Consider the following 11,336-nt stretch of genomic DNA (forward strand, 5'->3'; position numbering starts at 1 on the left):
GGCCTCTGGTGTGATCAAAGTGGCAATCAAACAGGCACGGACGGGCTAGGGCCTCTCGCTTGGATCTCGCCGGGCTCGCGTGCTCCGGCACCGCGCCTCGCCGCGTTGTCGTCGGTCGCCATGACTCCCTCCTCCGCCTTGCGATCCACGGCCCCGGGCCCCGCTCGCTGATCCGGCCTGATCCGAACGAAAGGCCCTGGAAGCGAGCCGGAACGGGCCGCTCGGCGCTGCCGAGCGGCCCATTCCGTTATGAACCCGATATCAGACCGATGATGCGGCCCCGGGCGAGTCGCCGCATCTCCTCCGCGGTCACCACCCGCTCCTGGTCGGGGTCGTGACCCAGCCTGGCCCGGATTCCGGCGAGCACCTGGTCCGGCTGTTCGGCGGGCTCGAACGCGTCCAGGCAGATCACGAAGACATGGCCGAAGCGGCACTCGTACGCGGCGTGCGCGGCCCGCAGCGCGAGATGGGCGGAGTGCGGCGCGGTGTCGTGCAGCCCGGGGGAGACCTCGGTGGAGAGCGCCTCGGCGAGGTCCTCGGGGGGCAGGTCGTAACCCGCCTCGTCGGCGGCGGCGAGCAGCGCGTCGATGTCGGGGTACGGGCGGTGGGCGGCCAGCCGCTGCGCCCAGCGGCGGCTTCCGAAGCACTCCAGCAGCGCGGCCTCGGCCTCGGCGGGCGGCGCGGTGTTGAAGCGGTCGAGGCCGGGGTCAGGGGCCCCGGCCCGGACCTGACCGGAGTTGCGCGGCACCGGCTCCTGGACGGGTACGGCCGTCCGGGCGGCCGGTCGGCGCAGTCGCTTCGGGAGGCCGGCGTGGGACTCGCTGGACCTGGACAGCGTGGGCTCCTCGAATCAACGACATCTGTGAACCTGGGTGCGGCGGGACGGGTGAGACCAGGCGGATACAGGGTGAAGGGAGAGACGGATGTGCCTCAAAGCTAGCGAGGCCGGGCAACGGTCGTCCGACGGATGCGCGAATTTCACCCGGACGGGAGAGTTCCGGAACGCTTGAGGGATCGTCTCCCGAGGAAAATGCCCGGCTGTTTTGCAGCTTCTGCCCTGTTTCCCACCAATATCGGAGGTTTCTTACCGATGTCGCCTTCACGCGGCACTCTCGTGGCCGGCGCGGCCCTCACCGCGGCGGCCGCCGCGACGATCGCCGTCGTCGTCTGGCCGGAAAGCTCCGGCGGCGGCCTCGCGGGGCAGACGGGGGCCCGTACCCCCTCCGGCTCCCCGGCCGCCCCCTCGCCGACCCGGAGCTACCCGCTCTCGACACCGCCCCGCACCATCCCCGCCGTCCGCGAGCACATCGCCGCCCGCGGCCCCGGCTGGCGGCCCGGCCCCGCCGCCGGGGTCGTCATCGCCGCCGGCAGCGGAACGCTGGCGGACGAGGGGCAGCTGCTCGCCCAGGAGCTGAAGATCCACTACCGGGGCAGCGTGCCCGCCCGCGCCGGTGACGTGGAGCTGGCCCTCACCCCGGGCCGGGGCACCCCCGAGTCGTACACCCTGAGGACCCATGACGGACGGGTCACGATCAGCGGACCCGACCAGGCCGGTGTCTTCTACGGAACCCGCACCCTGAAACAGTCGGTGCGCGCCGACGGCAGCATGCCCGAGGGCGAGGTGCGCGACCGTCCCGACCGGCCGCAGCGCGGCCTCAACCTCGACATCGCGCGCAAGTACTACAGCGTCGCCTGGATCGAGGACCGGCTCCGCGAGATGGCCGACCTCAAGCTCAACCAGCTCGGCCTGCACTTCTCCGACGACCAGGCGTTCCGCATCCAGTCCGACACCCACCCCGAAGTGGTGTCGCCGGAGCACCTGACCAAGGCCGAGGTGCGGCAGATCCTCGGGCTCGCGGGCCGGCTGCACATCCAGGTCGTCCCCGAGATCGACTCCCCGGGCCACCTGGGCGCGGTGCTGCGGGCCCACCCCGACCTCCAGCTGCGCAATGTCTCGGGTGTGCGCTCGCCCGGATCGCTCGACATCTCGAACCCGGGGGCGGCGAAGCTCATCGACGAGCTCCTCGGCGAGTTCACCGGGCTGTTCGGCGGCCGGTACTGGCACCTCGGCGCCGACGAGTACCTCGCTCTCATGGCGCGCGACCCGGCCGCCTCCTACCCGCAGCTGCAACGCGCCGCCCAGCAGAAGTACGGACCGCGGGCCGGTATCAAGGACCTCGCCACCGGGTGGCTCAACGACCGCGCGGCAGTGGTGCGCCCGCACGGCAAGCAGCCCAAGGCGTGGAACGACGGCTTCTTCCGTGACGGCGTCGTCCACGCCGACAAGGACATCGAGGTCGAGTACTGGACGGGCAAGGAGTACGGAGCCCGGCCGCCGGAGGAGTATCTGAGCGAGGGGCGGAAGGTGGTCAACCTCAACGACGAGTTCCTCTATTACGTACTGGGCCAGCCCAACAACTTCGTCTATCCCACGGGCAAGCGGATCTACGAGCAGTGGACCCCGCTCGTCCTGCGCGGCACCCAGCCGGTCCCGGCGCGTTACTCCGGTCAGATCCTCGGCGGCCGGTTCGCGGTCTGGGGCGACCTCCCGCAGGCGCAGACCGCGGCGCAGGTGGCGCAGGGCATCCGGCTGCCGCTGCGGGCGACGGCCCAGAAGCTGTGGACCCCGGGCAAGCCGACGCTGAGCTGGGATCAGTTCCGGGCGCTGGCCGCACGGATCGACGCGACGGGCTGAACGGGGCGCGCCGAGCGGGGCGCGCCGCATTACCTGTGGACAGCGTGGTGGGCCGGGGATACGTTCGCAGGCCGCGCGCCCCGGGGGAGGGGGCGCGCGTCTTGCTGCGCCCGAACCGAGAATCCTGGGGGGTTCCATCATCATGCTGTGCTCCACCTGCCGTCTCAGACCGCCGGTCACCGATGACGGGCGCTGTCTGCTCTGCGCCGGTCCGGCCGGGCAGCCCCCGGTGCCGCCGGCCCCGGCCTTCGTCGCCCCGCAGCAGTACCTGCGCTCGCCGGACGGGCTCGCGAAGGCCGTCGTCGTCCTGCTGGCCGCCGTCGCCGTGGCGGATCTGTTCGCCGTGGCGGCGGGGCTGAACGTCCGCCGTGTGCTCGGGGACGGGCTGGACAACGGCTTCGCCACGTACGACGAGGCGGAGGTGACTCTCGCGGACGACCTGTACGCCGGCGCGGGCGCGCTGCAGGTCCTCATGACCCTGGCCACCGCGGTCGTCTTCATCATCTGGTTCCGGCGGGTGCGGCTCAACGCCGAGGTGTTCGACCCGGGCGCGCAGCCGATGGGGGCCGGCTGGGCCGTCGGCGCCTGGTTCGTCCCGTTCGCCAACCTGGTGCTCCCGCGCCGGATCGCCGGCGGCATCTGGGCCGCGAGCGCCCGGACCGACCCCGACGGCAGCCGGAGCACGGTCCCGGCCACCGTGATGAACCTGTGGTGGGGTGCGTGGGTCTGCTCGCTGATCGCCTCCCGGTACACGTCCCAGCAGTACTGGAAGGCCGAGGAGCCGCAGGAGGTCATCGACGCGGCGGGCCTGTTGATGGCGACCGACGCCCTCGACCTCGTGGCCGCGGTGTTCGCCGTTCTCTTCGTGCGCAAGCTGACCCGGATGCAGGGGGAGCGGGCGGCCCTCGGCGTGTATCCGCTCACCGTGCGGCCCGTGTCGGGACGAGCCCACTGAAGTCGGCCGGGGCGTGCCCGTAGAGCGATGCTATTCGGCCTCGGCGGTGACGATTTTGAGCCAGTTGGCGCTGAACGCGGTAACAGGAAGCGCCGCGTCCCCGTGCGTGCACGCACGGGGAGTGCCGACGGGAGACGCCGATGAGCCTGCTGGAACTGATCGCCGCCGCCGATGAGCGGGGGCTCGCCACGAGCGCGGTCGCCTGCCTCGACCGCTGTCTGCCGCCGCCCGCCGAAGGGGCCGATCCGGATCCGCTGCGTCCGCTCTGGGCGGGCTGCGCGGACGGCTCGCTCTGGCCCGTACGTCTGGCGGAGGCCCGTGCGGCGCTGGACGCCGCGGCCGATGCGGAAGGGGCGGCGCCGCAGATCCGGAAGCTGCTGGGCGACGCGCCTGCGGACCGGGCGGAGCCGGGGCTGCGGGAGTGGGCGGACGCCTGTTCGCTGCTGGCCCTGGAGGTCCACCTCGAACAGGACGCGACGCCGTCCGCCGGGGCGGGGGCGGTGCGGGGCTGCCGCGTGGGCGATACGGAGGGGGTCGGTCCGCTGCTGGCCGGGGAGGTGTGGCGGCAGACCCGGATCCTGGAACTGCTGGCGGAGAACGCCGGTGCGACGGGGGCGGGCGCCGGACTGCGTCAGGTGCTCGACACGTCGGCGGAGGGGCAGCGGGTGCTGCGGGCGGCGGTTTCGCGCCGGGCACGCGGGCGGGGTCACGGCCTCGCCCACGATGAGCAGTGGGAGTAGGAGCGGCGTCCGGGGCCTTCGGATCCGAGGCGGAGGTCCCAGGTGCCGCGACGCCGCTGCCGATCGTGGGTGAGGCCGTTAGTGCCTTTCGTTCGGATCGCCCCGGGCGGAGAGAACTGAGGGGGAACGAGGACGACCGGGGCCGCCACCCCTGGCCGAACTATGCCACAAAGGGCCTCTGACCAGGCATTTTGTCGGCGCGACGGTGGTTACCGCTTGCCGTCCGGTTCGGCCTGCCCTGGGTGTTTCTGATTGTTCCTGGCTGCTGTTGGTCACGCCCGTTGGAGGCCGGTGCCGCGCGGAGTCTGCGTTCCGAGTCGGCTCGCATCGATGAAGAGGATGGAGCCGGATTCTCCGGCGGGGAGGGGGTGCGACGCGTCACGGGCGAGCAGCCAGATGTGCACGGGGACGGTCGTGTGGGAGAACAGATCGGCCGACAGTGCGACAACGGCGAGAAGTGTGCCTGCTGCCAAGCCGGATGAACGCTTGGGGGCGTTGGCAACGGGTTGGTCGTGACAGGCCCCCGTGCCTCGGGGTGATGCCTGGTCGGAGGCGCAGAGGAAAGGACGACGACCGGGGCCGCCACCCCCCACAGGAGAGGCCCCGGTCGTCTTCCGCGGGGTCGTAGGACGACCCCGTACTCTTCTCTGCGCCGTCGCTGCGTTTTCTGTCACACCGCAGCGCGTCGGAGGGATGTTGCGGGTTGTACAAGCCATGGACGTGGCCCCCGCGAAGGACGTAGCGTGCTGAGTCGCGCAGGGTGGCGCGGCAGTGATGACCAGCTGCGATTCGGGACAGCAGGGCGGGTTGAGGGAGTGCTGGGGGACGACGCGGAGCTCACTGCCGCGGTGCTCGCGGCACAGGACGGGGACGAAGACGCCTTCCGTACTGTGTACCGCGCGGTGCAGCCACGGCTGCTGGGCTACATACGGACACTGGTGGGGGATCCGGACGCCGAGGACGTGGCGTCCGAGTCGTGGCTGCAGATAGCGCGCGACCTCGACCGGTTCAGCGGCGACGCCGACCGCTTCCGCGGCTGGGCGGCGCGAATAGCCCGTAACCGTGCCCTGGACCACCTGCGGATGCGCGGCAGGCGTCCCGCGACCGGTGGAGACGAGTCCGAACTGGCCGAGAGGCCGGCCGATTCCGACACCGCCGACGAGGCGATGGAGGCCCTGGCCACCGGCCGCACGATGTCGCTCATAGCCCAGCTGCCGCAGGACCAGGCCGAGGCCGTGGTGCTGCGGGTCGTCGTCGGCCTGGACGCGAAGAGCGCGGCCCGGACACTGGGCAAGCGGCCGGGAGCGGTACGCACCGCGGCGCACCGGGGTCTCAAGCGGCTGGCCGAGCTGCTGCGCACGGACGGCGCACACGACGCCGACGGCCGCCCCGGCGGGGTCGGCGAGGGTGCCGACAGCGGTGCGGGCGCCGCCGGGGACCGTGCGCCCGCGGGCGATCCGGCGGATCGATCCGCCTCCGACGGGGGCGCGACGGTTCGGGCGGCGGAACTCGGCGCCGTGCCCGCCCCGCGCCCCGCACCCAGCGGTCCGGCGGCGCCGGCCGGTGTGACGCATTCGCGTCCATGGACGCAGAAGGACATGTGATGGCCGACGAGAGGTACGAATGGCTTGACAAGGGCGCGGCGGAGAAATTGCTCCGCGGTGAACCGGTCGATCCGGTCGTCGGTCACGGGTGTACGGAGGCGGAGCGGCTTGCGGCAGCGCTGGGCGCCGCCGCACGGGCCGCTCGCCCCGCCACCGGTGAACTGCGGGGCGAGGCCGCGGCGCTGGCCGCCTTCCGCGCCGCGGTACGTCCCGCGCACGCGCGGACAGGCGCGGCTGACCCGCAGGTGAAGGGGTGCGTCGAGCGGACGGGTGAGCCCGGCCGCGCCGACGTGCTCGAAACGGTGCGCATCCGGCCCGCCTCCGGTGGCACCGCATCGGGCACCTCCTCGGCCACGCACCCCGCCCGTGACCGCGCCCTGCGCTGGAGCCGCCCCGTCCGCTTCGGTCTGGCCGCCTCCTTCGCGGGCTTCGCGCTCGGCGGCGTGGCCGTGGCCGCGGGCACCGGGATGCTCCCCGGCCCGTTCGGCGGGCACGCCCCCGTACCGGCGACCTCCGTCTCGTCCGCGGCGACGCCGAAGGAGCTCGGCTCGGGGCCCACCACCGACGAGACCGGGCCCGCCCGGCCGCCCGCCTCACCGGAGGCGGAGCACTCCGCGCGTCCGGGGAATCCCTCCGCCCCCGCCGGGGACCGGGACAGCAGCAGGACGGGCAAGGGGGACCGCGGGGGCGACGACGGCGGGAGGTCCGGGGGCGCCGGCGGCGGATCCTCGAACAGCGCCGAGAAGGGCAAGCAGTCCGAGGGATGGGGCAACGGCTCCTCGGGTGCCTGGTACGCCACGGCGCTCAAGGCCTGCCGCGACTACCGCAACGGCGATCTGGACGAGGACCGCAAGCGGTATCTCGAAGCGCTGGCGAAGGGGGCCCGCAACCTGGACCGGTTCTGCGACCGCGTGATCGCCAGGGATACGAAGGGCCAGAGCAACTCCGGCAACGGCAACGGCAACGGCAGCAACAACGGCAACGGTAACGGCGACAGTGACGAGCAGGGCGAGGACGGCGACGCGAACGGGGACGGGGAGGGCGAGGGTGCCGCCACGCTCCCGGCGATCGGGTTCACGACCGCCCCGTCGCCGTCGCCCTCCGCCTCGGACCCGGTCGCCCCGCCGACGGCCGCCGACAGCACCGGTTCACCCGGCTGAGGACACCGCGCGCGGTTTCCTCGCCCCGCCGTCCACCACGGGGTGTGACGTTTTTCGAGGCCGTGACGCAGTACAGATTGAGCCGACTGGTCATCGGCAGCGCACAGAGCCGGGGTTCCCCCCGTACCTACGGCTCAGCGCATCGGCGCGGGCGGGACACGTTCCCCCGGTCCCGTCCGCGCCTCCCCATCCGCCGGTCCGCCGGTCCGCGTGACGGCGCCGCCCGGCCGGACTATCCGTAGACGACGACCTTGTCGCCCGTTTTCACCTGGGCGAAGAGCGAGGCGATCCTGCCCTCGTCCCGGACGTTGACGCAGCCGTGCGAGGCGCCGCTGTAGCCGCGGGCCGCGAAGTCCGCCGAGTAGTGGACCGCCTGGCCGCCGCTGAAGAACATCGCGTACGGCATGGCCGTGTGATACAGCGTCGAGACGTGGTGCCGTGACTTCCAGTAGACGGAGAAGGTGCCCTCGCGGGTCGGCGTGTACTGGGAGCCGAAGCGGACGTCCATCGACGAGACGACGCGTCCGTCGATCATCCACGACAGCGTCCGGCTGTTCTTGCTGATGCAGAGCACCCGGCCCGTCATGCACCGCTTGTCCGGCCGGGCGACGGGCACGGTGGTCGGCGGATTCAGTTCGGCGGCCGTCGGCTCGCGCGTCATGCCGAGCAGCTTCTGCCAGGTGACGGTGTCCGTCCGGCCCGTGCGGGACAGGCCGCGTTTCCCCTGGAAGGACCGGACGGCGGCGGCCGTGAGCGTGCCGTAGTAACCGGTGGGGGAGCGGTCGAAGTGGCCGATCTGCCGCAGCCGGGCCTGGAGTTCCCGCACCTGCTCGCCCCGGGAGCCGCTCGCCATCAGCGTCGTGCCCTGTGGCTCCGGCGTGGGCGCCGGTGTCGCCTCGGCCCGCGGGGACGGTGACGACGCGTCCGGGGAGGGCGACTGCCGCGCGGCGGGTTTGGCGTCGTCGGTCGCCGTCGCCCGGGGCGGGGACGACGGGGCCGTCGACGCGCCGCCGGCGGGCCGCGCCTCGCAGCCGGCGGTGGCGGCGGTCGCGGCGGTCATGGCGAGAACGGCGAGCCCCACCATGGCCGCGGTCCCCGCCCGGGGCCGGTTCCTGGCTCGAACCCTGTCCGGTGTCCCGTTCCGTGACGCGCGTGCGGTGGTGCTGCGTAACATCTCGGCCCCCTGATTCTCCGGGTCTCTCCGGTGTCCCATTGGACGGATTCCCGCTCTGCCCGGTTGCCAAAGCCCGCGCATGATGGGGAGAGCGGCGGCGCGGGCCGTGGGGGAGGGCTGTGAGCAAGGTCCCAGCCCATGACCCTCCACCGGTCTGGCGCCCGCCGCTACAGTCCGTCACGGGAATCCTCGGTTACCAGTAAGTAGCTTTATTGAACAGCTTCAGCGGGAGGCACAGCAGATGACGCGCGAGTCCGAGTCGGGACTGCCCATCGAGCCGGTGTACGGGCCGGACACACTCGGCGGGTGGAACCCCGACGACAAGCTGGGAGAGCCGGGTGCCTACCCCTTTACGCGCGGCGTCTACCCGACGATGTACACCGGCCGGCCGTGGACGATGCGTCAGTACGCGGGGTTCGGCACGGCCACGGAATCCAACGCCCGCTACAAGCAGCTGATCGCCAACGGCACGATGGGCCTCTCCGTCGCCTTCGACCTGCCCACCCAGATGGGCTACGACTCCGACGCGCCGATCGCGTCCGGCGAGGTCGGCAAGGTCGGGGTCGCGATCGACTCGATCGACGACATGCGGGTCCTGTTCGGCGGCATTCCGCTGGACAAGGTCTCCACGTCCATGACGATCAACGCCCCGGCCGCGCTGCTCCTCCTGCTCTACCAGCTGGTCGCCGAGGAGCAGGGCGTCCCGGCCGGGAAGCTCACCGGCACCATCCAGAACGATGTGCTCAAGGAGTACATCGCGCGCGGCACCTACATCTTTCCGCCGGGGCCCTCGCTCCGGCTGATCGCCGACATCTTCAAGTACTGCCGGGCCGAGATCCCCAAGTGGAACACCATCTCGATCTCCGGCTACCACATGGCGGAGGCCGGCGCCTCGCCCGCGCAGGAGATCGCGTTCACCCTCGCCGACGGCATCGAGTACGTCCGTACCGCCGTCGCCGCCGGCATGGACGTCGACGACTTCGCTCCCCGTCTCTCGTTCTTCTTCGTCGCCCGCACGACGATCCTCGAAGAGGTCGCCAAGTTCCGTGCCGCACGCCGGATCTGGGCGAGGGTGATGAAGGAGGAGTTCGGCGCGAAGAACCCCAAGTCCCTGATGCTGCGCTTCCACACCCAGACCGCGGGCGTCCAGCTCACCGCCCAGCAGCCCGAGGTCAACCTGGTGCGCGTCGCCGTGCAGGGACTGGCCGCGGTCCTCGGCGGCACGCAGTCGCTGCACACCAACTCCTTCGACGAGGCGATCGCCCTCCCCACCGACAAGTCCGCCCGGCTGGCCCTGCGCACCCAGCAGGTCCTGGCGTACGAGACGGACGTCACCGCGACCGTCGACCCGTTCGCGGGTTCGTACGTGGTCGAGAAGATGACCGACGACGTCGAAGCCGCGGCCGTCGCCCTGATGCGCAAGGTCGAGGACCTGGGCGGCGCGGTCCACGCGATCGAGCGCGGCTTCCAGAAGAACGAGATCGAGCGCAACGCGTACCGCATCGCCCTGGAGACCGACAGCGCGGAGCGCGTCGTGGTCGGTGTCAACCGCTTCCAGCTCGACGAGGAGGAGCCGTACGAGCCGCTGCGCGTCGACCCGGCGATCGAGGCCCAGCAGGCGGCCCGGCTGGCGAAGCTCCGTGCCGAACGTGACCAGGGCGCGGTGGACACGGCGCTGGCCGAGCTGCGGAAGGCGGCCGAGGGCACGGACAACGTCCTGTACCCGATGAGGGCCGCGCTGAAGGCGCGGGCGACGGTGGGCGAGGTCTGCGACGCGCTGCGCGGGGTGTGGGGGACGTACGAGCCGTCGGACGTGTTCTGAGGGCGAGGTGTCGAGGAGCCCCACAAGGGTGTCGAGGAGCCCCGCGAGCACGGGACGGCAGGGACCCCGTTCGCCGTGCCGGACGCGGTCGGTGTCGGGATGAGGCTCTCCGCGGACCACCTCCTCGACGGCGACGAGGGCTGACCCGAGATTTCCCCGAACCCCCCGGACGGGGTGTCGTACCCACGTGCGACACTCCGTCTCATGCTGGGTGTCACCGACCTTCCGACCTATCTCGCCGGCCTGGTGCTGATCGTCCTTCTGCCAGGGCCCAATTCGCTCTATGTGCTGTCGGTCGCCGCCCGTCGCGGGGTGCGGACCGGCTATGTGGCCGCGGCCGGGGTGTGGACCGGGGACACCGTGCTGATGACGCTGTCCGCGCTGGGGGCCTCGTCGCTGTTGCGGACGACGCCGGTGCTGTTCGCCGTCGTCAAGTTCGCGGGTGCGGGCTATCTGACCTGGCTGGCGATCGGCATGCTGCGGGCGGCGGTGGCCATGTGGCGCGAGCGGCACCGGCGGATGGCCGAGCTGACCGAGGAGAGCGACGGACCCGAGTCCGCCGCCGCGATGGAGCGGCCGTACCGGCGGGCGCTGGTGGTGAGCCTCTTCAACCCGAAGGCGATCCTGTTCCTGATCTCGTTCTTCGTGCAGTTCGTCGACCCCGGCTACGCCTACCCGGCGCTGTCCTTCCTGGTGCTGGGCACACTGCTGCAGATCGCCAGCTTCCTCTATCTGTCGATGCTGATATTCGGCGGCACCCGGCTGTCCGCCGCGTTCCGCCGCCGCAAGCGGCTGTCGGCGGGGGCCACTTCGGCGGCCGGCCTGCTGTTCCTGGGGTTCGCGGCGAAGCTGTCGCTCAGCAGCGTGTGACGGGGGCGGGGCCGAGCGGGGACGGATACCCCGCCGTCCCCGGGGTGTCCTCGCCCGCCCGGCCGATGCAGCCGTCGGGGCGCACCAGGAACAGGCCCTTCCCGTACGCCTCGCGGCCATCGGTACGAGGTGTGCCGAAAAGGGCTCGTACCAGCGGGGTCGGTGCGCCGTTTCCCGTTCCGACAGGGCGAGTTCATCCGGTGTCCGTACAGCTTTCCTAGCGTGTCGTGGAACCGAACACGCGCGCGGAGCATCCGCCCCGTTCCGACGGGGTGGGGCACGTCCCGGGCGCGCTGCGGTGACCGCACACCCGGAT

Annotated in this window: 10 protein-coding genes; 7 read left to right on the forward strand and 3 right to left on the reverse strand. The window is 72.0% G+C overall.

Annotated elements, in window-relative coordinates; genetic code table 11:
- Positions 1-247: 247 nt before the first annotated feature.
- Entirely contained in the window at positions 248-748 is a 501-nt protein-coding gene (locus ACIQCZ_RS03360; RefSeq protein WP_402279184.1) for a 2-oxo-4-hydroxy-4-carboxy-5-ureidoimidazoline decarboxylase, read from the reverse strand.
- A 342-nt stretch (positions 749-1,090) separates the two neighbouring features.
- Here ACIQCZ_RS03360 and ACIQCZ_RS03365 point away from each other — a divergent pair, with 342 nt between their 5' ends.
- The 3 genes from ACIQCZ_RS03365 (at position 1,091) to ACIQCZ_RS03375 (ending at position 4,390) form a co-directional block, all read left to right on the forward strand.
- A complete protein-coding gene (locus ACIQCZ_RS03365; protein ID WP_402279187.1) occupies positions 1,091-2,695 on the forward strand; it encodes a glycoside hydrolase family 20 protein in 1,605 nt (534 codons plus the stop codon).
- Positions 2,696-2,837: 142 nt separating this feature from the next.
- Entirely contained in the window at positions 2,838-3,650 is an 813-nt protein-coding gene (locus ACIQCZ_RS03370; RefSeq protein ID WP_402279190.1) for a DUF4328 domain-containing protein, read from the forward strand.
- Between the two features lie 140 nt (positions 3,651-3,790).
- Complete coding sequence (locus tag ACIQCZ_RS03375) at positions 3,791-4,390, forward strand: hypothetical protein (RefSeq protein ID WP_402279193.1); 600 nt, start codon at positions 3,791-3,793, stop codon at positions 4,388-4,390.
- A gap of 272 nt (positions 4,391-4,662) precedes the next feature.
- Here ACIQCZ_RS03375 and ACIQCZ_RS03380 read toward each other — a convergent pair whose 3' ends face one another.
- Positions 4,663-4,863 carry an N-6 DNA methylase gene (locus ACIQCZ_RS03380; protein WP_402279196.1) on the reverse strand — a complete coding sequence of 67 codons (201 nt, stop codon included), beginning with the start codon at positions 4,861-4,863 and terminating at the stop codon, positions 4,663-4,665.
- A gap of 342 nt (positions 4,864-5,205) precedes the next feature.
- On the opposite strand from ACIQCZ_RS03380, the gene ACIQCZ_RS03385 reads away from it, so the two are divergent.
- A complete protein-coding gene (locus ACIQCZ_RS03385) occupies positions 5,206-5,994 on the forward strand; it encodes an RNA polymerase sigma factor (protein WP_402280204.1) in 789 nt (262 codons plus the stop codon).
- On the forward strand, positions 5,994-7,154 hold the full coding sequence (locus tag ACIQCZ_RS03390; protein ID WP_402279198.1) for a hypothetical protein: 1,161 nt from the start codon (positions 5,994-5,996) through the stop codon (positions 7,152-7,154). Before ACIQCZ_RS03385 ends, ACIQCZ_RS03390 begins: the two co-directional genes overlap by 1 nt.
- Before the next feature lie 232 nt (positions 7,155-7,386).
- Here the strand turns inward: ACIQCZ_RS03390 and ACIQCZ_RS03395 are convergent, their stop codons facing one another.
- Complete coding sequence (locus ACIQCZ_RS03395; RefSeq protein ID WP_402279201.1) at positions 7,387-8,238, reverse strand: L,D-transpeptidase family protein; 852 nt, start codon at positions 8,236-8,238, stop codon at positions 7,387-7,389.
- Positions 8,239-8,569: 331 nt separating this feature from the next.
- Between ACIQCZ_RS03395 and ACIQCZ_RS03400 the strand changes: the two genes are divergently transcribed.
- Both ACIQCZ_RS03400 and leuE read left to right on the forward strand, forming a co-directional pair.
- Positions 8,570-10,150, forward strand: a complete 1,581-nt coding sequence (locus ACIQCZ_RS03400) for a methylmalonyl-CoA mutase (protein WP_402279204.1) — start codon at positions 8,570-8,572, stop codon at positions 10,148-10,150.
- A gap of 204 nt (positions 10,151-10,354) precedes the next feature.
- Positions 10,355-11,020, forward strand: coding sequence for a leucine efflux protein LeuE (gene leuE / locus ACIQCZ_RS03405; RefSeq protein ID WP_402279206.1), 666 nt, complete (start codon positions 10,355-10,357; stop codon positions 11,018-11,020).
- Positions 11,021-11,336 lie beyond the last annotated feature (316 nt).

The organism is Streptomyces sp. NPDC093149 (assembly GCF_044754145.1).
GTDB lineage: Bacteria > Actinomycetota > Actinomycetes > Streptomycetales > Streptomycetaceae > Streptomyces.